The organism is Planomonospora sp. ID67723 (assembly GCF_015711605.1).
GTDB lineage: Bacteria > Actinomycetota > Actinomycetes > Streptosporangiales > Streptosporangiaceae > Planomonospora_A.
This window is the reverse complement of sequence record NZ_JABTEZ010000005.1, coordinates 838,721-860,327: the sequence shown is the minus strand read 5'-3', so window position 1 is coordinate 860,327 and position 21,607 is coordinate 838,721. Positions and strand designations below refer to the sequence as shown.

Genomic DNA, 21,607 nt, shown 5'->3' with positions numbered 1-21,607 from the left:
GCGGGGCGTTCCATTCCGTGTCACCATCCTAGCAGATCCGCCCGTTTCGTGTCAAACTGACCCGTTTCGGGCGATCCATCCGGATCGCGACCACTCCGTCTCCGGAGCAACCCTTCAACCTTACTCCAACATCCGGTCTGTGTCCAATCGTGCTGACACACCCGAAATGTCGGGGTTTGGAGAGAAGGGGGCGCAGGGACTCGCCCTGCATCAAGAACATTAGCAGCCTTTCCGGCAGACCTGAGCCATTCGCCGGTAACGACTAGGTCTTCCCTCGGCCTGTGAGCCCCAAACGTGAGACCCCGGAGTCAATGGACTCCGGGGTCTCACTCAAGCCCAGGTTCGAGCGGCGGGCGTCAGCCGGCGGGCAGAGCGGCCAATTGGGCCGTCAGCCGTGCGATGTCCTGGTCGGCCTGGGCGGCTCGCGCCCGGACCTTGCTGACCACGTCGTCGGGGGCCTTCGACATGAACTGCTCGTTGCCGAGCTTGGCGGCGACCTGCGCAGCCTCCTTCTGTGCCACGGCGAGGTCCTTCTCGAGGCGCTTGCGCTCAGCCGCCACGTCGATCGTCCCGGCCGTGTCGATCTCCACGGCGATGCCGCCGACGTCCAGGCGAGCGGTCGCGGCGAACGACTCCGACGGCTGGTCCAGGCGGAGCAGCGAACGGATCGCCGCCTCGTGCGCGGCGAGAGCCGTACCGGAGAGCGAGAGCCGCGCGGCCACCCGCTGACCGGGCTTGAGACCCTGGTCCGAGCGGAACCGGCGGACCTCGGTGACCAGTCCCTGGACCGCGAGGACCTCCTCCTCGGCCGCCGGGTCACGCAGGGACTCCTGGACCGCGGGCCACGGCGCCACCGCGACCGACTCCCCGCCGGTGACCGCTCGCCACAACTCCTCCGTGACGAACGGCACCAGCGGGTGAAGCAGCCGGAGCAGCGCGTCGAAGACGTGTCCGAGCACCAGCCGGGTGTGCTCCTGCCCCGCCGCGAGCTGGATCTTGGCCAGCTCGACGTACCAGTCACAGACCTCGTCCCACGCGAAGTGGTAGAGCAGATCCGAGATCTTGGCGAACTCGAACTCCTCGAAGGCGGCGTCCACCGAGGCGACGACCTCCTGGAGCCGGGAGAGGATCCACCGGTCGGCCGCGGTGAGCTCGCCGGCCGGAAGCTCACCGACGGCGGCGCCGTTCATGAGCGCGAACCGGGTGGCGTTCCAGATCTTGTTGCAGAAGTTGCGGGAGCCGCCGGCCCACTCCTCGCTGATCGCGACGTCCGACCCGGGGTTGGCCCCACGCAGCAACGTGAAACGGGTGGCGTCGGCACCGAAGCGCTCGACCCAGTCGAGCGGGTCCACGACGTTCCCGAACGACTTCGACATCTTCTTGCCGTACTGGTCGCGGACCATGCCGTGCAGCGCGACAGTCCGGAACGGCGGCTCCCCGTCCATCGCGTAGATGCCGAACATCATCATCCGGGCCACCCAGAAGAACAGGATGTCGTAGCCCGTCACCAGGACTGAGGTCGGGTAGAACTTCTCCAGCTCCGGCGTGCGCTCCGGCCAGCCCAGAGTGGAGAACGGCCACAGGCCCGAGGAGAACCACGTGTCGAGGACGTCGGGGTCCTGGACGTAGCCCTCGGGTGCCTGCTCGTCCGGGCCCACGCACACGACCTCGCCGTCCGGGCCGTACCAGACCGGGATGCGGTGGCCCCACCAGAGCTGCCGCGAGATGCACCAGTCGTGCATGTCGTCGACCCAGTCGAAATAGCGCTTGGCCAGCTCCGGCGGGTGGATCCTCGTCCGGCCGTCGCGGACCGCGTCCCCGGCGGCCTTGGCCAGCGGCGAGACGTTGACGAACCACTGCAGCGAGAGCCGGGGCTCGACCACTGTCTTGCAGCGCGAGCAGTGGCCCACCGAGTGGAGGTAGGGGCGCTTCTCGGCGACGATCCTGCCCTGTTCCCGCAGGGCGGCGACCACGGCGGGACGCGCCTCGAAGCGGTCGAGACCCTCGAACGGGCCATGGGCGGTGATCACGCCGCGCTCGTCCATGACCGTCATGGAGGGCAGTGAGTGACGGCGTCCGATCTCGAAGTCGTTCGGGTCGTGGGCCGGGGTGACCTTGACCGCGCCGGTGCCGAAGGCCGGGTCGACGTGCTCGTCCGCCACGATCGGGATGCGCCGGCCGGTCAGCGGGAGCTCGACCTCGCGGCCGATCAGGTGGGCGTAGCGCTCGTCGGACGGGTGCACCGCCACCGCGGTGTCACCGAGCATGGTCTCGGCGCGGGTGGTGGCGACCACGATGGAGTCCTCGCCGTCGCCGTACCGGATCGAGACGAGCTCCCCCTCGTCCTCGCTGTGCTCGACCTCGATGTCCGACAGCGCGGTCAGGCAGCGCGGGCACCAGTTGATGATGCGCTCGGCGCGGTAGATGAGCCCGTCGTCGAAGAGCCGCTTGAAGATGGTCTGGACGGCGCGGGAGAGGCCGGGGTCCATCGTGAAGCGCTCGCGCGACCAGTCGACGCCGTCGCCGAGCTTCTTCATCTGACCGAGGATCCGGCCGCCGGACTCCTCCTTCCACTGCCACACCCGCTCGACGAACGCCTCACGGCCGAGGTCGTGGCGTGACAGGCCCTCCTTGGCGATCTCACGCTCGACGACGTTCTGGGTGGCGATGCCCGCGTGGTCCATGCCCGGCAGCCAGAGCGTCTCCTGGCCGCGCATGCGGGCGCGGCGGGTCAGCGCGTCCTGGATCGAGTGATCGAGGGCATGACCGATGTGCAGCACACCGGTCACGTTCGGCGGGGGCAGGACGATGGCGTACGGCTCGCGGTCGCTGCCCGGGTCCGCGGTGAAGAATCCCTCCGCTACCCAGCGCTCGTAGCTCCGGGTCTCCACATCGGCGGGTGTGTACTGGGTGGGCAGCTCTGGCATCGTCACGGTGTCCAATTCTAGGGACGTTCGAATGGTCGGTGTTCACCGACGGCAGCGCCCCCGCGGAGTGTTCTCCGCGGGGGCGCCGGCCGTGCTGGTGTGCGGCCTATGCCGACTTCTCGCGCGGAGTGCGCTGCTTGGTCAGCTGGTCGCGAGGTACGAGTGTCGGGTTGACGTGCTCCAGGACCGACTCGCGGGTGATGACGACGCGCGCCACGTCCTCGCGGGAGGGCACCTCGTACATCACCGAGAGGAGGACCTCCTCCAGGATGGCCCGCAGACCGCGCGCGCCGGTGCCCCGCAGGATCGCCTGGTCGGCGATGGCCTCCAGGGCGTCGTCAGTGAACTCCAGCTCGACGTTGTCGAGCTCGAAGAGGCGACGGTACTGCTTGACGAGGGCGTTGCGCGGCTCGGTGAGGATCTGGATGAGCGCCTCGCGGTCGAGGTTGTGCACGCTGGTGATCACCGGGAGGCGGCCGACGAACTCGGGGATCATGCCGAACTTCAGCAGGTCCTCCGGCATGACGTCGCCGAAGACGTCGGAGGCGTCGATGTCCTCCTTGGAGCGGATGATGGCGTTGAAGCCGATGCCCTTCTTGCCGACCCGGGACTCGATGATCTTCTCGAGGCCGGCGAAGGCGCCACCGCAGATGAACAGCACGTTCGTGGTGTCGATCTGGATGAACTCCTGGTGCGGGTGCTTGCGCCCGCCCTGTGGCGGCACACTCGCCGTAGTGCCCTCCAGGATCTTCAGCAGGGCCTGCTGCACGCCCTCGCCCGAGACGTCGCGGGTGATCGACGGGTTCTCGCTCTTGCGAGCGATCTTGTCGACCTCGTCGATGTAGATGATGCCGGTCTCGGCCTTCTTGACGTCGTAGTCGGCGGCCTGGATCAGCTTGAGCAGGATGTTCTCGACATCCTCGCCCACGTAGCCCGCCTCCGTCAGAGCGGTGGCGTCGGCGATGGCGAACGGAACGTTCAGCATCTTCGCCAGCGTCTGGGCGAGCAGTGTCTTGCCGGAACCGGTCGGGCCCAGGAGCAGGATGTTCGACTTGGCCAGTTCCAGCCCGTCGTCACGCCCGCGCTCGCCGGACTGCACCCGCTTGTAGTGGTTGTAGACCGCCACCGAGAGGGCCTTCTTCGCCTTGTCCTGGCCGATGACGTAGGCGTCGAGGAACTCGTAGATCTCTCTCGGCTTGGGCAGGCTGTCCCACTTGAGCTCGGAGGACTCGCTGAGCTCCTCCTCGATGATCTCGTTGCAGAGATCGATGCACTCATCGCAGATGTATACGCCGGGTCCGGCGATGAGCTTCTTGACTTGCTTCTGACTCTTCCCACAGAAAGAGCACTTCAGCAGGTCTCCCCCGTCGCCGATGCGTGCCACCCCAGATACTCCTTTGCGTGGGACCGCCCTGGCTGCCGCGGTCCGTTTCTTCTGACCGGCCCGATCCCGGTACGAAAAGCCATCCCGCTCAGGATTCGACGTTACCGTCTTCTGAGCCCTCAGTGAGCCCCCTGGCGGCGAGTCGCACCGGAAGGTGCCCAATTGGGCACCGTTCCGATGCAATCTACCTCCCTCAGGAGGCGACGGCCTTGGCGAGTTTCTTACGTGACGGGATGATGTCGTCAATCAGCCCGTACGCCTTCGACTCCTCAGCGTTAAGAATCTTGTCGCGCTCGATGTCCTTGCGGACCTCGTCGGACGGCTTGCCGGAGTGCCGCGCGATGATCGTCTCCAGGAGCGCGCGCATCCGCAGGATCTCCCGCGCCTGGATCTCGATGTCGCTTCCCTGGCCGCCGCCCTCGGTGGAGGGCTGGTGGATCAGGATGCGGGCGTTCGGCAGAGCGAACCGCTTGCCCGGCGTGCCGCCGGCCAGCAGGACCGCCGCGGCCGAGGCCGCCTGCCCGAGGCAGACCGTCTGGATCTCCGGCCGGACGAACTGCATCGTGTCGTAGATCGCCGTCATGGCGGTGAACGATCCGCCCGGCGAGTTGATGTAGATGCTGATGTCGCGGTCGGGGTCGAGCGACTCCAGGGTCAGCAGCTGCGCCATCACGTCGTTGGCCGACGCGTCGTCGATCTGCACTCCGAGGAAGATGATGCGGTCCTCGAACAGCTTGTTGTACGGGTTCATCTCCTTGACGCCGTACGACGTGCGTTCGACGAAGGAAGGAAGAACGTAGCGGCCGTTGATGTCTCCCGGCCGGATCAACTCACTCACGTTGTGTGCCCCTTCAGGAGACGGCGCCCTCGGAGGGCACCTGGCGGGCACTCCGGACGACGTGGTCGATGAAGCCGTAGTCCCTGGCCTCTTCGGCCGTGAACCAGCGGTCGCGGTCGGAGTCGGCCTCGATCTGCGCCAGTTCCTGGCCGGTGTGGAAGGCGATGCGCTCGGCAAGGGTCTTCTTGACGTAGAGCATCTGCTCGGCCTGGATGGCGATGTCGGCCGCGGTGCCGCCGATGCCACCGGACGGCTGGTGCATCATGATGCGGGCGTGCGGCAGGGCGTAACGCTTGCCCCGCTCGCCGGCGCAGAGCAGGAACTGGCCCATGGAGGCGGCCAGGCCCATCGCGACGGTGCACACGTTGTTCGGCACGTACTCCATCATGTCGTAAATCGCCATGCCGGCGGTCACCGAGCCGCCCGGCGAGTTGATGTAGAGCCAGATGTCCCGTTCGGAGTCATCGGCCGCCAGCAGGAGCAGCTCGGCACAGATTCGGTTGGCGATCTCGTCGTTGACCTGGGTGCCCAGCACGATGATGCGCTCACGCAGCAGCCGCTGGTAGAGCTGGTCTTCGAGCCTGAACGAGCCGTTCGGCTGGCTCATCGACTCGGGCCCGGAGCCGGTCGGCTGGTAGAAGGTCGGCGGGCTGGTCACAGCGTCACCTTCCGATGCGTCGTTATCGATTGGCTTTGCTTGTGACCTTAACGCGCGCCGCCGACCGGACATGCCCCCTCCACGTGCTGTTCGCCGACAGCGCATGATGACCCGGGCCGCCACAGGCTCCGCCCGGGGACGCTCACCGGCGTGTCGGCCTCCGGTGTCCCGGCACGGGCCGGCGCGCTCCCACGCCCCCCTCCGCGCCGGCACGGCCCCTGCAGGCGGGGACGTCCCGCCGTGAGAACCACGACGCCCCCGCCGTGAGAACCACGGCGGGGGCGTCGTACCGGAGGCCGGGAGGCCCGGAGGCTACGCCTCGGTCTTCTCCTCGGCGTCCTCGGCGGGCTCCTCGACGGGGGCCTCGCCGTTGATCTCGGTGTAGATGGCCTTGAGGTCGACCTCGTTGCCGGCCTCGTCGGTCACCTTGGCGGCGTCGCCGATGACGCTCTTGGCCTTGTCGCGGACGATCTCGACCATGGCCAGGGTGAGCTGGTCGTTGTCGGCCAGGTGCTTGGCCAGCACGTTCGGGGCGACGTTCATCTGCATGGCGCGGCGCACCACGAAGTTGGTCAGCTCCTGCTCGCTGACACCGATCTCCTCGGCCTTGACGATCTTGTCGAGCACGAAGCCCGTCTTGAGCGCCTTGGCCGCGCTCGCGTCGAACTCGGCGTGGCGCTCCTCCTCGGTGGTCTGGTAGAGGCGGAAGTACGCCTCCTTGCTCAGGCCACTCTCGGCGATCTGGTGCTCGAGGTTGTGCTTGCGGTTGTCGAGCTCGACCTTGAGCGCGCTCTCCGGCAGCGGAATGTCGATCTTGTCGAGCAGGGCGTCGAGGGCCTTCTCGCGGGCCTGTACGACCTGGTCGACCAGCTTGTTGCGGCGGGCCTGCTCGCGGATGCTGTCCTTGAGCTCGTCGAGCGTGTCGAACTCGCTCGCCAGCTGGGCGAACTCGTCGTCGAGCTCGGGGAGGACCTTCTCCTTGACGCTCTTGATGGTGATGGTCACCACGGCCTCCTCGCCGGCGTTCTCGCCGCCGACCAGGTTGGTGGTGAACTCCTTGACGTCGCCGGCGGACATGCCGACCAGCGCCTCGTCCAGGCCCTGCAGCACCGAGCCGGCGCCGACCTCGTAGGAGACGTCGTTGGCCTGCTGCTCCTCGATGTTCACGCCGTCGATGGCGGCGGCGAGGTCCATCACGACGAAGTCGCCGTTGGCCGCGGCGCGCTCGACGCCGGTCAGCGTCGCGAAGCGCTGGCGCAGGCCGTCGAGCTGGTTGTCGACGTCCTCGTCGGACACCTCGGCGACCGGGACGGTGACCTCGAGGCCCTGGTAGTCCGGGACCTCGAAGTTCGGGCGGATGTCCACCTCGGCGGTGAACTCCACCTGCTCGCCGTCCTCGATCTTGGTGACCTCGATCTCCGGCTGGCTGACCGGGAAGATGTCGCTCTCGTCGACGGCCTGGCCGTACAGCTTCGGCACCGCGTCGTTGAGGGTCTCCTCCAGCACCACCGCGCGGCCGAAGCGCTGCTCGATGATCCGGGCCGGAACCTTGCCGGGGCGGAAACCGGGGACGCGCACCTGCTGCGCGACCTTCTTGTACGCCGCCTGCATGCTCTCGCCGAGCTCCTCGAACGGCACCTCGACAGTGAGCTTGACCCGGGTCGGGCTGAGCTCCTCGACAGCGGTCTTCACGGGGTGGTCTCCTTGATCAAGCTTCGAGTGATCGCGGGCGCGCCAATTTCGTACGGCTACCGCGGCAAGCTCGCGCGCCGCGCCCACATGTGCGGCACCGGTCACAGCCGTGAGAGATGCACAAGATCAGGGCATGCTCCACCGTGGCGGGTGTCCAGCGCCGCAGTCAGTCTAGGGCAGACCCGCACCTCGCAGCGACCGGCGCACTTCAGTTCTCCTTGATTATCCGCCTGAGGGCGTCGACCGTCTCGTCCGGCGTGGTGCTCACCGCGCACAGCCGCTCCATGACCTCGCTGTAGCGGTCGACGTCCTCGCGCTTGTCCAGGTAGAGCGCGCTGGCGAGCTGCTCGACGTAGACCACGTCGGGAAGCTCGCTGTCCTGGAAGCGCAGCACGCTGAACGCGCCGCCCTCCGCGCTGTGCCCTCCGAAGCTGAACGGCATCACCTGGATCGTGATGTTCGGCTGGCGCATGAGGTCCATCAGGTGCTCCAGTTGCGCCCGCATCACGTCCGCGCCCCCGATGGGGCGCCGCAGCGCCGCCTCGTCGATGACCGCCCAGAAGAACGGCCCGTCGGGACGTTCGAGGATGCGCTGGCGCTCGAGGCGCAGGTCCACGCGGCGGGAGATCTCTTCGGGCGCGATCCCGGCGCTTCCGGCGGTGATGACGGCCCGGGCGTACTCCTTCGTCTGGAGCAGGCCGGGCACGAACTGCACCTCGTAGGTGCGGATGCGGGAGGCCGCCTCCTCGAGGCCGACGTAGGTCTGGAACCAGCCGGGCAGCAGGTCGTTGAACCGGTGCCACCAGCCGGGCTCGTTGGCCCTGTTCAGGAGGTCCATCACGGCTGCCCGCGCCCCCTCGTCGTCTACTCCGTACAAGGTGAGCAGGTCCGCGACGTCGCGTTCCCGGAGACCGACCCGCCCGAGCTCCATCCTGCTGATCTTGGACTCGGAGCCGCGGATCCGGTGGCCGGCCTCCTCGCGGGTGAGACCTCTGTCCTCACGCAACCGGCGTAGTTGGGAGCCCAGGAGGATACGCAGAGCTGTGGGACCTGATCCCTGTTGAACCTGCGTCACTTCGCCTCCCTCTTCAATTGGGCCAGCGCACACAGTGTCACCACTTCCGGCCGCTGTGACAAGGTCCCGCCTCCGGGACCGATTCGGCAAGATGCCCGCCGTAGTCGCCCATGCGGCTGCACATTGCAACTGCACGTGCATTTGGGTCTTGCAGCGGGCGGGCGTGTGACCCATGATGGCTTAGTGCATATTGGGCTAATGGTGCACAGGCTCTGAAAACAGGCTCTGAAAACTCTCAACCGCACGGAGACTCACCATGACAGCGGGAGGTACCGGCAGGATGGTGGAGGAGCCACGATCCGCCGCCGACTACCTGCAGGCGACCCGCCAGGTCGGCTTCGACGAGTTCCTGGCGGCCAACCGCTCCGACGCCACGGCGTGTCCCCTCGCCCGGCAGGCCGACTCGGTCAAGACCGCACGGGACGTGACCCGTTCCACCCTCCGCGACTGGGGCCTGTCCGAGCTCAGCGATGACGCGGCGTTAGTGGTTTCGGAACTGGTGACCAACGCGGTCCGCTACGCACTGTGCCCGCCCAGCAAGGCCGAGGCCAAGCCCATCACCCTCATGCTGCTGCGTTTGTCCGCCCACGTCCTGCTCGCCGTGGCCGACCCCAGCGACGAGGCCCCCACACCCAAGGAGCCGGACTTCATCTCCGAGAACGGCCGCGGGCTCTACATCGTGGAGACCTACAGCCAGTGCTGGGGCTGGGACCACCTCAACCGCGGCGGCAAGGCCGTCTGGGCCCTCTTCAGCGGCACCGCCTGATCCCCTTTTCCCGTACGGCACCGGCGCGGCGGCCGGGACCGTCGGAAGAACATGTCCGGAAACCGGGACGGCGGCTTCTCTCTACGCCACGATGGAACCGGGCTCCGACTGTGTCGGGGTGACAGGATTTGAACCTGCGGCCCCCTGCTCCCAAAGCAGGTGCGCTACCAAGCTGCGCCACACCCCGCGGCGTCGGGTACGCGCACGCTCCGGAACTCCGGTACGATTACGCCCTGACGACCGGATGAAGTCTAGACCAGACCAACACCGGTTCGCGCGGACGTAGCTCAATGGTAGAGCCCCAGTCTTCCAAACTGGCTACGCGGGTTCGATTCCCGTCGTCCGCTCCGACGAAGAAGGGCCAGGTCACCGGGCATCCGGAGACTTGGCCCTTCGGCTTTCAGGGGATTTTTTCGATCTTCCGTGCCACCGGCCTTCTCCGCCCTTGCGCCGGGCCTTCTCCCGCCGCCCTGAGCGCCTTGCCCCGCGCCTCGGCGCTCGCCCCGCCCGGGTCCTGACGCGCACGCCGGTGGACCGGCCCCGGCCCCCCCGGAGGGTGACGCCGGTCGAGCGTCACCACGGCGAGCCTTCCCGAAGACGGCGAGGACATCGTCGGCCCGGGGCGGCGCCCCGGCGGCGGCGCACGTCAGCCGGGAACGGAAGCGGTCCCACGCCGCGGCGCCGTAGGGGCGTGGAAAGCGGATACCGCAAGGGATGGACCACGAGGGGTGATGTGACGGACACTGTCAGCACCTACCCCTGGAGGCCCCTTGGCCGATGCGACCCGGACACCGCTCGGCGGCCCCGCCCCGCAACCGGCACGGCGTCCCGGCCGGTTGCCCGCCGCCGCTTGCCCAGGCCGGACGACCTCCTCCGATTTGACAAAACTCCACGCAGTCAGTAAAGGCAGCTACTAAACTTGAAAGCCCTGGAATACAGGGAATTTCCGCGATTTCTTTGGAGAACGGGAGACCGAACGTAGATCGTTCTTTACGCTTGTTTCAGAGCGGTAGTCAAGGGACCCGGAGGGCATCGTGACGGAGTTCGACGGCATCATCGTCGGTGGGGGCCACAACGGGCTCACCTGCGCCGCCTATCTCGCGAAGGCCGGGCTGTCCGTCGCGGTCGTCGAGCGCAACGAGGCGGCGGGCGGCGGCTGCACCACCCAGGAGCTCACCCTCCCGGGGTTCCGGCACAACACCCACAGCAACTACCACTTCCTGGAGGAGGGACCGGTCCCGGCCGACCTGGAGCTCCAGCGGTACGGCCTGCGTTACGTCTACCCCGAGGTCCAGCACGCCACCGTGTTCCGGGACGGCCGCGCCATCACGGTCTACACCGATCCCAAGCGCACCGCCGAGTCGTTCGCCCGCTTCTCCATGGCGGACGCCGAGCGCTGGCTGGAGCTGTACGAGCGTTACGCAGAGGCGGCCCGGAGCCTGATGAACGGCTTCCTGTACTCCAGACCGCTCCCGCCCCCGGTGCTGGCCGAGCGGCTCGGCGGCGAGCTCGGCCGTGACCTGCTCGGCTACGTGCCGCTCTCGCTCTACGAGGCCGTCGACAGGAACTTCGAGAGCGACCAGGTCCGGGTGCTCTTCAAGTCGTTCCTGCACGCCATCTCCATCGAGAACGTCCCCGGCACCGGCGGCTTCTTCCCCCGCCTGCTCTCCCGCATCGCCAGGCTCGGCCTGCCCGTCGGCGGGGCGGCGAACGTGGCGCACGCGCTGCGCCGCGTGATCGAGGAGCACGGCGGCACAGTGATCACCGGCAGGCACGCCGAGCGCATCCTGGTGGACGACGGCCGGGCCACCGGCGTCCGGCTCGCCGGGGGCGACACCCTGACCGCACGGCGGTTCGTGGCCAGCGCGGTGGACGCCCCGCAGACGGTACGGCTGGCGGGCCCGGACAACTTCGGCGCCGAGATCGCGGCCAAGGTCGCCGCCTACAAGTGGGCCGCGCACAGCCTGGTCTCCCTGCACCTGGCCCTGGACGAGGCACCGCGCTACCGGGCCGCCGCGTTCGAGCCGGATGTGGACCGGGCGTTCCTGTTCGTGCTGGGCGCCGACGACAGCGAGCAACTGGGCCGCACCTTCGACCAGATCCACCAGGGCCGGCTCCCGGACCGGATGGCGGGCAACGGGGCCTGTCCCACGCTCTTCGACCCCTCCTACGCCCCGTCCGGCAAGCACGTGGCCTTCTGGTGGCCGTGGGCCCCCTACGACCTCGACGGCGACCCGGCCGCCTGGGACCTGCGGCACGAGGAGATCGGCGAGCGGCTGCTCGCCGAGTGGGCAGAATACGCCCCCAACCTCACCGGCCGCACCGTCCTGGGCAAGCGGGTGTTCTCCCCGCTCGACATCGAGCGGCACTGCGTCAACATGGTCCGCGGCAGCCACCACGTCGGCGCGTACGAACCCTCCCAACTAGGCGGCAACCGGCCGGTCCCCGAGCTGGGCCAGTACCGCACCCCCGTATCCGGCCTCTATCTCTGCGGCGCCAGCAGCCACCCCGGCGGCTCGGTCTCCGCGGCCCCCGGCTACAACGGCGCCAACGCCATCGCCGAGGACCTCGGAATCACCCCGTGGTGGACGCCGGTCCCCGCGCCCCGGTGGAGCGAATGAACCGTCGTTTCGTCACCAGGTCCCCCGGATCGGGCGAGCCCCGGGTGGGCAGCCCAGCCTCCCTTCACGAGCGGCTCTCGCTGCTGAACGCGGCGAGCAGGCGGATCGGCAGCACCCTGGACCTGTTCGAGACGGGCCGGGAGCTGATGGAGGTCGCCGTGCCGCAGTTCGCCGACGCGGCGGGCGTCCTGGTGCAGGACCGGCTGGTCAGCGAGGGCGAGTTCCCGCCCCGCACGACCGACGGCTCTGCGCTGGTACGGCGGATCGCGGTGGGCGTGGCGGCCTCCACGCCGGGTGAGTACGCCACCGCGTTCCCCGTGGACGAGGTCGTCGTCTACGAGGCGTGGACGCCCTACGCCACCTCCATGGCGACCGGCACGCCGATCCTCTACCCCCGGCTGGACGCCGTCATCGCCGACAAGATCGGCCGGTTCTGGAAGCGCGACTCGGTGGCCAGGGTGCTGGAGAACAGCTCCTTCCTCGTGGTGCCGCTGAAGGCGCGCGGCCGGGTGCTGGGCTTCGTCGTCTTCACCCGCGAGCCGTCGAGCGAGCCCTTCGACGAGCAGGACGTGACGCTCGGCGAGGAACTGGCCGCCAGGACCGCGGTCTGCCTGGACAACGCGCGGCTCTACGGCCACGAGCGCCGCACCGCGCTGACCCTGCAGAGCAGCCTGCTCCCGGCCGACCTCTACCGGCCCCTGGGCCTGTCGATCGCCTCGCGCTACCTGCCGGCCAGCGATCTGGCGGGCGTGGGCGGCGACTGGTACGACGTGATCCCGCTGCCGGGCTGCCGGGCCGCACTGGTGGTCGGCGACGTGATGGGGCACGGCATCAGGGCCGCCGCCACGATGGGACAGCTCCGCACGGCCGCCCGGACCCTCGCCGGCCTGGACCTGGATCCCGGGGAGGTGCTGTTCCGGCTCAACCGGATGAGCCAGGACCTGGACCCCACCCAGATCGCGACGTGCGTCTACGCCACCTATGACCCGGTCACCCGGCGCTGCGCGCTCGCCCGGGCCGGGCACGTGCCACCGATCCTCATCCGGCCGGGCGGTGAGACCGAGCTCGTCGAGATGCCCTCCGGACTGCCGCTCGGCATCGGTGACGCCCCCGCCGAGACGGTCGAGCTGACCCTTCCGCCCGGCGCCGTGCTCGCCTTCTACACCGACGGCCTGGTGGAGAGCCGCGACCGCGACATCGACGAGGGCATCGACGCGCTCCGCGGCCTGCTCGCGGAGCGGAACGACGATCTGGAGGAGGTCTGCGACCGCACGATCGGCGCGCAGCGGCCGGGGCACGAGCGCGACGACATCGCGCTCCTGCTGGCGCGGGTGCGCGAGCTCTCCGCGGAGGAGGTCGCGCAGCTCACGCTGCCCGCGGAGACCGGATCCGCGCGGCGTGCCCGCCACTTCGCCCGCGCCACGCTCACCGGCTGGGGTCTGACCTCCATCGCCGACACCACCGAGCTGCTGGTCAGCGAGGTGGTCACCAACGCGATCCTGCACGGCGAGGGCCCGGTCGGGCTGCGCCTGCTCCGTGGCCATCGGCTGGTCTGCGAGGTGGCCGACCGCTCCCCCGTGGCACCGGTCCTGCGGGAGACCTCCGGCAGCGACGACAGCGGCCGCGGCCTCCGGCTGGTCAACCACGTCGCCCGCCGCTGGGGCTTCCGCCCGACGGCCGAGGGGAAGATCATCTGGGTGGAGCAGAGCCTGCCCTGACGGATCGTCGCAGAGCACCGCGGATGCCCGTTCAGGCCGAGATGACCATGGAACGAGTCCTGCCGCCAGGTATGACGCGAGCCGTCCGGTCATGCCCGACAAGTCCCATGACTACTGGCCGCCCAGGGGTTACGGTCGAACTGACGACTCGGGAGGGCAGCATGATCATCGACATCCGCGAGGCCTACAGCCGCGCGCTGGACGGTTTCGGCGCTCTCGTGCACCAGATCGCACCGGAGCAGTGGGAGAATCCGACACCGTGCGTGGACTGGGACGTCCGCGCCCTGGTCAACCACATGGTCGGCGAGAGTCTGTGGGCCCCCGAGCTGCTCGCCGGACGGACCGTCGCCGAGCTCGGCGACGTCTTCGACGGCGATCTGCTCGGCGACGACCCGCCCAAGGCGTTCGACGCCGCGGCCGCCGCCGCCGTCCACGCGGCCAGTTCCGACGGGGCCCTGACCTGCGTGACGCACCTGTCCTTCGGCGACGTGCCCGGTGCGGAGTACATCACCGAACTGTTCGCCGACGCCCTCATCCACACCTGGGACCTGGCCCGCGCGATCGGCGCGGACGAGCGGCTCGACCCGGAGCTGGTCGAGACCTGCGCCGCCTGGTTCGCCGGCGCCGAGGGCGGCTACCGCCAGGCGGGCGTCATCGGGGAGCAGCAGCCGCTGCCCGCCGCCCCCGACGCCCAGGCCAGGCTGCTGGCCTCCTGGGGCCGCCACGCCTGACGCCCGGCGCGTTACCGGGCCGCAGGACGCTTGCCGTGGTTGGCCTTGCGCTTCTTGCGTGCCCGGGCCTTGCGTGCTCGCCGTGCCATGCTCGACCGCCCTTTTCGTCCACCGGGTTCAGGATTTCACCGTCCCCCCGGAACGCATGCCGTACAAGGCCCAAAACGTGGGCCGTCGCCCCTCTAAGCTCCGGGACATGAGCATGGAGCTGATTGACCGCTGGCGGGCGCTGACCGGCCCGCACGCCGAGGAGCTCGGCCGCGACCTGATCGCCCGGTACGCCGAGCCGCATCGCAGGTACCACACGACCGCCCACCTGGAGGCGGTGCTCACCCACGTCGACACGCTGGTCCCGCACGCCCGCAACCCCGATCTCGTACGGCTCGCCGCCTGGTTCCACGACGCCGTCTACGACCCCGGACGCGGCGACAACGAGGAGCGCAGCGCCTGGATGGCCGAGCGGGCACTGCCCGGAACGGGCCTCGCCCCCGCGGAGGTGGCCACGGTGGCCCGGCTGGTCAGGCTCACCGTCACCCACGATCCCGAGCCCGGCGACGCGGACGGGGCCGTGCTGTGCGACGCGGACCTGGCGATCCTGGCATCCCCGCCGGAGGTCTACGCGGCCTACGCGGCGGCGGTGCGCGAGGAGTACGCCTTCGTCCCGGAGGACGCCTTCCGGGCCGGGCGGACGGCGGTGCTGCGCTCACTGCTCGACCTTCCGGCGATCTTCCGGGTAGGCGGAGAGGCGTGGGAGACGACGGCCCGGACCAACATCCAGGGAGAGCTTGAGCGGCTGTGAGCAGCTAACTCGCAAAATCAAACATGGATCCGGCCATGATTTGTGTTATTTTGGAGGAAGATGTTTGATTGAGGGGTGGATGAATGCTGGCCCAACAGCGGCAGCAGGCGATTCTGGAGCGGGTGCGCAGCAGCGGCGGGGTGCGGGTCGCCGACCTCGTCCGCGAGCTCGGCGTCTCCGACATGACGATCCGCCGGGATCTGGAGGTCCTCTCCGAGCGCGGCCTGCTGGAGAAGGTCCACGGCGGCGCCACCGCCGCCGGGCCCGGCTCGACCGAGGAGCCCGGGTTCGCCGCCAAGTCGGCCCGCCAGCAGCCGGAGAAGGAGGCGATCGCCCGGCAGGCCGCCCTGCTCGTCCGGCCCGGCACGGCCATCGCGCTCTCCGCCGGGACCACGACCTGGACCCTGGCCCACCTCGTCGTCGACGTGCCCGAGCTGACGGTCATCACCAACTCGATCCGGATCGCCGACGTCTTCCACCGCTCCCCCCGCGCCGACCGCACGGTCGTGCTGACCGGCGGCGTGCGCACCCCCTCCGACGCGCTGGTCGGCCCGGTCGCCGTGGCGGCGATCCGGGGGCTCCACGTGGACACCCTCTTCCTCGGCGTGCACGGGATGAGCGCCCGCGCCGGATTCACCACCCCCAACCTCCTGGAGGCCGAGACCAACCGAGAGCTGGTCGCCTCCGCCCACCGCCTGGTCGTCCCCGCCGACCACAGCAAGTGGGACACCGTCGGGATCAGCACCATCGCCGCCCTGTCCGAGGCCCACGTCGTGATCAGCGACTCCGGCCTGCCGGAGGAGGCCCGCGAGGAGCTCTCCGCCCAGGCGGGCGAGCTGATCATCGTCACACCCCAGCCGGAGGGCCAGGTGGCGGAACGGTGAAGCGGACGGTGACCCGCCTGGCCGACGGCCGGGAGCTGATCTACTTCGACCGGCGCGACGACGCGGACCGCGGCGCGATCGACGCACGCGAGCTGCCGCCCCGCCCGGACGCCTCCGAACTGCGCTACGACCCGCTCACCGAGGAGTGGGTCGCGATCGCCGGGCACCGGCAGGGCCGGACCTTCCTGCCGTCGGCCGCGGAGTGCCCGCTGTGCCCCTCCGGTCCCGGCCGGCTCAGCGAGATTCCCTCATCCGACTACGACGTGGTCGTCTTCGAGAACCGCTTCCCGGCGTTCTCCGCCACGTTCGGCGAGTACGGGCAGGTGGGGGGGTTGAGCGAGGTCCGCCCGGGCGCGGGCCGCTGCGAGGTGGTCTGCTTCACCTCCGACCACGACTCCTCCTTCTCCGCGCTCTCTGCCGGCCGTGTCGAGCTGGTCATGGAGGCCTGGATCGACCGCACGGCGGAACTGTCGGCGATCCCGGGGGTGGAGCAGGTGTTCTGCTTCGAGAACCGGGGCGCCGAGATCGGCATCACGCTGCCCCATCCGCACGGTCAGATCTACGCCTACCCGTACGTGACCCCGCGCACCAGGCTCACACTCGGCGCCGCCGAGCGCCACCGCGACAGGACCGGGCGCAACCTGTTCGCCGACGTGCTGGCCGCCGAGCGCGAGGCGGGCGTGCGGGTGGTCGCCGCCAACGAGCACTGGACGGCCTTCGTCCCCGCCGCGGCCCGCTGGCCGTACGAGGTGCACCTCTACCCGCACCGCCAGGTGGCCGACCTGGGCGGGCTGAAGCCGGCCGAGCGGGCGGCCTTCGGCCCTCTCTACACCGACGTCCTGCGCCGGCTGGACGGGTTGTTCGGCGTGGCGATGCCGTACGTCGCGGCCTGGCACCAGGCTCCGGTCACCGTCGGCAGGGACCTGTCCTACACGCACCTGGAGTTGTTCAGCATCCGGCGGGCCGCGGACAAGCTGAAGTACCTCGCCGGGTCGGAGTCGGCCATGGGGGCCTTCGTGAACGACGTCCTGCCGGAGGAGGCGGCGCGGCTCCTGCGCTCCGTCACGACAAGCTGATCATTTTTGTCACAAGTCGATCACTGCTTTGTATCGGCTTGGAGTCGCATGACCACTGCTTTACCACTACTATCCTTCACGCATCGGCTTCATCAGCAGATATGCCTAATCTCGGGCGCCTCGCCCGAGAGTCGGGGAACCACCGCAATTGGGGTGAACCACTCCGGTGGAAGGGCTGCTCCGGCCCGAACCCGTCAGCTAACCCGGCCGGCAGAAGGAGAGGAGAGTTCGTGGCGGCGCTGTCCCCCACGTTCCGTCGGCATGCGGTCGTCAGCGCCTGCCTGGTCTCGGCCATAGGATTCACCCTCACCCTGCCCACCGCGGGCAGCGCGGCGCCCAAGCCCACCGAGGCCGAGCTCCGCAAGGACCTGGCCAAGCTTCACAAGAAGATCGACGCGCTCATCGAGGAGTACGCGGCCAAGCGCGAGTCCCTCAAGAAGGCGCAGAAGGCCGAGAGCGTCGCCAAGGAGAACCTCCGCAAGGCGGAGGCGACCTACACCGAGGCCAAGCGCGAGGTCGACTCCATCGTCCAGCTCGGCTACCAGAGCAACTCCGGCGCCCTACCCCCCATGCTGCTGTTCTCCGGCGACATGAGCGGCGCGGCCGTGATGGAGCAGCTCACCGCCCAGCAGAGCGCCTACCTGGAGGGCTTCGCCCGGAGCCGGGAGCGCCGGGAGCAGGCCGCGGCCAGGGCCGGCAAGCTCATCGACGAGATCCGCGACGAGACCGAAGAGGTCGAGGACCGGCGCCGGGACGCCGAGAAGCTGATCAAGGACATCAAGAAGAAGCTCGACCAGCTCATCCCTCTGGGCTCGGGCCGCCGCTCCGACGGCAGCTGGATCCCGCAGTTGCCCAACGGGGTCGACAACATCACCGACCGGACCCGGAACATGCGGGAGATCATCAAGCGGCGCTTCGATCTGACCCACGTCGTCGGCTGCTACCGCTACGACACCTTCGGCGAGCACCCGCTCGGCCGCGCCTGCGACTTCATGATGAGCTCCGGCGGCGCGATGCCCTCGGCGGCCGGGACGAAGCTCGGCGACGAGATCGCCGCCTGGGCCGTCAAGAACAGGAACAAGCTGGGGGTCAAATACGTGATCTGGCGTCAGCGCATCAACCACGGTTCGGGCTGGCGCTTCATGTCCGACCGCGGCGGCGTCACCGCCAACCACTACGACCACGTGCACATCTCGATGCTCTGATCGCCGGGGCCGTACCGGCGCCGTAAAGGCGATCTTCCCCCGTCTCCGCCCGGTGTTAAACTGGCCGATGAATCAGACATACGGTCAGAAAGAGGGGCATATAGCCTGCAGGACGGCGCCCGTAAGCGACATGGAGGAGACCCCACCATGACCGAGCACCGCGTTCCCTGTCCGCTTCTCCCCTCCCACCTGGCGCGCGCCGCCGCCGGCGTGGCCCTCGCCGTGTGCGCGATCCCCGTCGGCGCCCCCGCCTTCCTGCCCGACGGTTCCGGGGAGGCCGCAGTCGCGCCATCCCGCCCGGGGGATCCGGCGGCATCGGCCGGGAAACCGTTCCGGACGGCGGTGATGACCACGGCGGATGTGCTGAGGGTCGCCGAGACCCAGATCGGCGTCACGGAGAACTCCAGCGGCGGCGGTACCAAGTTCCACGCCTGGTACATGGCCTCGCAACGGGCCCAGGAGACTCTGGCGCGCGACGGCGGGGTCATGGCGAAGTACACCGACGCCCCCTGGTGCGCGATGTTCGTCTCCTGGGTCGGCGAGCAGGTCGGGCTGCGCTCCACCTTCGGCGCGGACGCCTACGCCGTCGCCTGGGCCGGCTGGTTCCAGGACAACGGACGCTGGGGCGAGGCCGCCAGGCCCGGCGCCGTCGTCTACTTCGACCTCGACGCGGACGACGACGACGGCATATACAAGATCGATCACGTGGGCCTGGTGAAGCGGGACAACGGCGACGGCACGATCACCACGGTCGAGGGGAACACCGACAACGGCAGGGTCGAGCGGCGCGTCCGTCCCGTCTCCGACGTCATCGGCTACGGCTACCCGCAGTATCCGGCTGCCGAGGGACCTCGTCCCGCCGTCCAGGCGGCGCGCGCCGAAGCGTCCCGATGAGCGGTCAGCGGCGCCGTACCCGGTAGGCCAGAGTTCCCAGGACGACGGCTCCCAGGACCACGACGGCGGCCGTGTACGGCGGGCGCCACCAGGACTCCGGCTCCACGACCGCGACCGTGGTCGTCTCGCCCAGGGCCCCGGCGGCCGGGGTCGCCGTCGCCGTGGGGGCGGAGGAAGGGGTGACCGGGAGCGTGCCGGAGGGGAAGCCCGGCGGGCGGATCTCGCCCCAGTGGTTGGGACGATCCGTCATGCTCTCGATCGCCTTCTTGAGCTCGGGCGGGAGCGGAGCGATCTGCAGGTCTCCCGGCACCGTGAGGGTGCCGACCTCGTAGGGCGCGAACCAGCCCTGGATCGCCTTCACCTTCCAGGTGCCGGCCGGCAGGGAGATCGCCGCCGCGTAGTGGGCCGCTTCCTTCAACTCCACGCCGGGGAAGCGCACCGTCTTCTCGCCGTCGCCGAACTCCAGGGCGACCTCGCCGAGGTCATCGCCCTCATAGGGGTGTGTGCCGTGCTGGAGCATCCAGAAGCCGAGCGTGTAGGTCGTGTCGGGACGCATCGCCGCCGGGGCGGGATCCATGAAGGTGACCGCCCAGCCGCCCGCCCGCGCCGGCGCCGCCAGGGCCAGCAGGGAGACCGCGATCGCCAGGATCAGCAGGATTCTTCTCATGCCACGGATACACCGGCCGGCCACGCGGAGTTCCCGCCGGGACCGGGCACGCGCCGGGCGGAGACCGGTCCCCCAGGCCGGTCCTCCAGGCCGGGCCTACGCCTCCAGCCGGGCGACCAGGGTCTTGGGCGCGATCACGCGATAGGCCTCGGTGACGATCTCGGCGATCTCGGTCCAGTCCACCGGGACGTCAAGGTAGACGCCGAGCCAGCCACGGTGGCCGACATACGGCGGGCGGAAGTAACGGCCGGGGTCCTGGGCGGTCAGCGCCTCCTGCGTACCGGGCGGAGCCGCGCACCAGAAGGCGAGCCGGTCGTCATGGTGATGGTCGGCGAACATCACGAAGGTCTTCCGGTCGCGGACGAACCAGGTCGGCTCTCCGTGGCTGAGGCGTTCCGTGGTCTCGGGAAGCGCCAGGCAGAGCCCTCGCAGCCTTCCCAACGGGTCTTCCTGCATGGGAAAACGATATGACAGCGGCCGGGCGTCGGGACAGGATGAGCTTCCATGACCGACAACCGCATCGACCCTCCCTTCATCGCCGACGAAGCGTCCATGCTGAACTCCTGGCTCGACTGGCACCGGGAGACCCTCGCCGTCAAGTGCGCGGGCCTTTCCGAGGAGCAGTTGCGCCTGCGCTCGGCCGCGCCGTCCACGCTCTCCCTGCTGGGCCTGGTCCGCCACATGGCCGACGTGGAGCGCAACTGGTTCCGCAACGTCCTCAGCGGCGAGGGCACCTCCGGCATCTACTGGACCGAGCAGGATCCCGACGGCGAGTTCGACAACGTCGACACCGCCTCGGCCGAAGAGGCCTTCGCCACCTGGCGGGCCGAGATCGAGCACGCCCGGAAGGTCTCCGCCGGCCTGCCGCTGGACACGGTCGGCAAGTCCCGGCGCCGGGGCGAGGACGTCTCGCTCCGCTGGATCCTCGTTCACATGATCGAGGAGTACGCGCGGCACAACGGCCACGCCGACATCATCCGCCAGCTGGTCGACGGCGCCACCGGCGAGTAGGACCCGTCCGGACCGGCCGCCCCTCGATTCGAGGGAGGTCCGGGGTGTTCCCGCCCGTCCCGCGGACGGCCTACCCGGTCTCCGCGAACCCGGCGGCCTCCGGCGGCTCCCCGTCCCGGTCCGTCGCCGCGCTCTCCAGCGCCTCGTCGATCAGCCGGTCGAGGACGGCGGGGTCCACCGGACGGGCCGTGGCCGCCTCGGCGAAGCGGGTGAGCAGGCGGGCGAAGACCTCGCGGTCCGCCCGGTCCCAGTCGGCCATCAGCCCGTCGAGGTAGGAGCGCCGGTAGCAGACCACGGCGTCCAGCACCCGGCGGCCCGGCCCGCTCAGCACCAGCCGCGCCCGCCTGGCGTCGACCTCGGAGGCCTCCCGCCCGACGAGCCCGGCGGCGATCGCGTCGTTGACCAGCCTGCTCGCGGTCGAAGGATCGACGTCGAGCTGCTCGGCGACGGCTCCCACGGTCACCTCGGGAACGTCCAGGCTCAGCTTGTGCACGGCGTGCACGACCATCACGTTCGACAGCTGGACCGAGCGCGGCGACCGCTCGGCCCTGCGCGCGCGCAGCGGACGCGACCAGATCCGGCGCAGCCGGAACAGCGCCACGTCGATCGCCGCTCCGGGCGTCCCCTCGTCCACGGGCCAACCCTATCGGCGGGTACGGCG

20 protein-coding genes, 2 tRNA genes and 1 riboswitch are annotated in these 21,607 nt (G+C 69.6%); of the genes, 11 read left to right on the top strand and 11 right to left on the bottom strand.

The annotated features are described in order from the left end of the window. Positions 1–356: 356 nt before the first annotated feature. The 6 genes from HS041_RS34560 to HS041_RS34535 form a co-directional block, all read right to left on the bottom strand. The gene (locus HS041_RS34560) at positions 357–2,927 is read right to left on the bottom strand and encodes a valine--tRNA ligase (RefSeq protein WP_196445109.1); all 2,571 of its coding nucleotides are present in this window, start codon (positions 2,925–2,927) and stop codon (positions 357–359) included. Positions 2,928–3,033: 106 nt separating this feature from the next. Beyond that, positions 3,034–4,311 (bottom strand): ATP-dependent Clp protease ATP-binding subunit ClpX, encoded by a 1,278-nt coding sequence (clpX, locus tag HS041_RS34555; protein WP_196445039.1) that lies wholly within the window; start codon positions 4,309–4,311, stop codon positions 3,034–3,036. Positions 4,312–4,504: 193 nt separating this feature from the next. Next, the gene (locus tag HS041_RS34550; RefSeq protein ID WP_196445038.1) at positions 4,505–5,149 is read right to left on the bottom strand and encodes an ATP-dependent Clp protease proteolytic subunit; all 645 of its coding nucleotides are present in this window, start codon (positions 5,147–5,149) and stop codon (positions 4,505–4,507) included. A gap of 13 nt (positions 5,150–5,162) precedes the next feature. Further along, positions 5,163–5,807: a ClpP family protease gene (locus tag HS041_RS34545; protein ID WP_374058916.1), complete on the bottom strand. Its 645-nt coding sequence runs from the start codon at positions 5,805–5,807 to the stop codon at positions 5,163–5,165. 312 nt (positions 5,808–6,119) lie between these two features. Then, a complete protein-coding gene (gene tig, locus HS041_RS34540) occupies positions 6,120–7,499 on the bottom strand; it encodes a trigger factor (protein ID WP_196445037.1) in 1,380 nt (459 codons plus the stop codon). A gap of 208 nt (positions 7,500–7,707) precedes the next feature. Then, a complete protein-coding gene (locus HS041_RS34535) occupies positions 7,708–8,574 on the bottom strand; it encodes a Sco1979 family transcriptional regulator (RefSeq protein ID WP_196445036.1) in 867 nt (288 codons plus the stop codon). Positions 8,575–8,830: 256 nt separating this feature from the next. Between HS041_RS34535 and HS041_RS34530 the strand changes: the two genes are divergently transcribed. Beyond that, positions 8,831–9,340 (top strand): ATP-binding protein, encoded by a 510-nt coding sequence (locus HS041_RS34530; protein WP_230880078.1) that lies wholly within the window; start codon positions 8,831–8,833, stop codon positions 9,338–9,340. Positions 9,341–9,453: 113 nt separating this feature from the next. Here the strand turns inward: HS041_RS34530 and HS041_RS34525 are convergent. Next, positions 9,454–9,527: transfer RNA gene (locus tag HS041_RS34525), tRNA-Pro, on the bottom strand. 89 nt (positions 9,528–9,616) lie between these two features. Between HS041_RS34525 and HS041_RS34520 the strand changes: the two genes are divergently transcribed. The 4 genes from HS041_RS34520 to HS041_RS34505 all read left to right on the top strand — a co-directional run bounded on the left by HS041_RS34520 (position 9,617) and on the right by HS041_RS34505 (position 14,410). Then, positions 9,617–9,687: transfer RNA gene (locus HS041_RS34520), tRNA-Gly, on the top strand. Between the two features lie 687 nt (positions 9,688–10,374). Then, the gene (locus HS041_RS34515; RefSeq protein ID WP_196445035.1) at positions 10,375–11,961 is read left to right on the top strand and encodes a phytoene desaturase family protein; all 1,587 of its coding nucleotides are present in this window, start codon (positions 10,375–10,377) and stop codon (positions 11,959–11,961) included. Further along, entirely contained in the window at positions 11,958–13,679 is a 1,722-nt protein-coding gene (locus HS041_RS34510) for a SpoIIE family protein phosphatase (protein ID WP_196445034.1), read from the top strand. The genes HS041_RS34515 and HS041_RS34510 overlap by 4 nt, the downstream gene beginning before the upstream one ends. Before the next feature lie 161 nt (positions 13,680–13,840). Then, the gene (locus tag HS041_RS34505; RefSeq protein WP_196445033.1) at positions 13,841–14,410 is read left to right on the top strand and encodes a TIGR03086 family metal-binding protein; all 570 of its coding nucleotides are present in this window, start codon (positions 13,841–13,843) and stop codon (positions 14,408–14,410) included. An 11-nt stretch (positions 14,411–14,421) separates the two neighbouring features. Here the strand turns inward: HS041_RS34505 and HS041_RS40565 are convergent, their stop codons facing one another. Next, positions 14,422–14,499, bottom strand: a complete 78-nt coding sequence (locus tag HS041_RS40565) for a 50S ribosomal protein bL37 (RefSeq protein WP_373293985.1) — start codon at positions 14,497–14,499, stop codon at positions 14,422–14,424. Positions 14,500–14,612: 113 nt separating this feature from the next. Between HS041_RS40565 and HS041_RS34500 the strand changes: the two genes are divergently transcribed. From HS041_RS34500 to HS041_RS34480, 5 genes are all read left to right on the top strand, one after another. After that, positions 14,613–15,209: an HD domain-containing protein gene (locus tag HS041_RS34500; RefSeq protein ID WP_196445106.1), complete on the top strand. Its 597-nt coding sequence runs from the start codon at positions 14,613–14,615 to the stop codon at positions 15,207–15,209. A gap of 83 nt (positions 15,210–15,292) precedes the next feature. Next, the gene (locus HS041_RS34495) at positions 15,293–16,093 is read left to right on the top strand and encodes a DeoR/GlpR family DNA-binding transcription regulator (protein ID WP_196445032.1); all 801 of its coding nucleotides are present in this window, start codon (positions 15,293–15,295) and stop codon (positions 16,091–16,093) included. Then, positions 16,090–17,169, top strand: a complete 1,080-nt coding sequence (galT, locus tag HS041_RS34490) for a galactose-1-phosphate uridylyltransferase (protein WP_196445031.1) — start codon at positions 16,090–16,092, stop codon at positions 17,167–17,169. Before HS041_RS34495 ends, galT begins: the two co-directional genes overlap by 4 nt. Before the next feature lie 92 nt (positions 17,170–17,261). Continuing rightward, positions 17,262–17,396, top strand: a riboswitch (cyclic di-AMP (ydaO/yuaA leader). A 3-nt stretch (positions 17,397–17,399) separates the two neighbouring features. Continuing rightward, positions 17,400–18,374, top strand: a complete 975-nt coding sequence (locus HS041_RS34485; RefSeq protein ID WP_196445030.1) for a coiled-coil domain-containing protein — start codon at positions 17,400–17,402, stop codon at positions 18,372–18,374. Between the two features lie 147 nt (positions 18,375–18,521). After that, positions 18,522–19,268 (top strand): CHAP domain-containing protein, encoded by a 747-nt coding sequence (locus HS041_RS34480; RefSeq protein WP_196445029.1) that lies wholly within the window; start codon positions 18,522–18,524, stop codon positions 19,266–19,268. Positions 19,269–19,272: 4 nt separating this feature from the next. Here the strand turns inward: HS041_RS34480 and HS041_RS34475 are convergent, their stop codons facing one another. Both HS041_RS34475 and HS041_RS34470 read right to left on the bottom strand, forming a co-directional pair. Further along, a complete protein-coding gene (locus tag HS041_RS34475) occupies positions 19,273–19,935 on the bottom strand; it encodes a hypothetical protein (RefSeq protein ID WP_196445028.1) in 663 nt (220 codons plus the stop codon). Between the two features lie 96 nt (positions 19,936–20,031). Then, positions 20,032–20,391 carry an MmcQ/YjbR family DNA-binding protein gene (locus HS041_RS34470; protein ID WP_196445027.1) on the bottom strand — a complete coding sequence of 120 codons (360 nt, stop codon included), beginning with the start codon at positions 20,389–20,391 and terminating at the stop codon, positions 20,032–20,034. 48 nt (positions 20,392–20,439) lie between these two features. Between HS041_RS34470 and HS041_RS34465 the strand changes: the two genes are divergently transcribed. Continuing rightward, on the top strand, positions 20,440–20,946 hold the full coding sequence (locus tag HS041_RS34465; protein ID WP_196445026.1) for a DinB family protein: 507 nt from the start codon (positions 20,440–20,442) through the stop codon (positions 20,944–20,946). 70 nt (positions 20,947–21,016) lie between these two features. On the opposite strand, the gene HS041_RS34460 is transcribed toward HS041_RS34465, so the two are convergent. Continuing rightward, the gene (locus HS041_RS34460) at positions 21,017–21,580 is read right to left on the bottom strand and encodes a MarR family winged helix-turn-helix transcriptional regulator (protein ID WP_196445025.1); all 564 of its coding nucleotides are present in this window, start codon (positions 21,578–21,580) and stop codon (positions 21,017–21,019) included. Positions 21,581–21,607 lie beyond the last annotated feature (27 nt).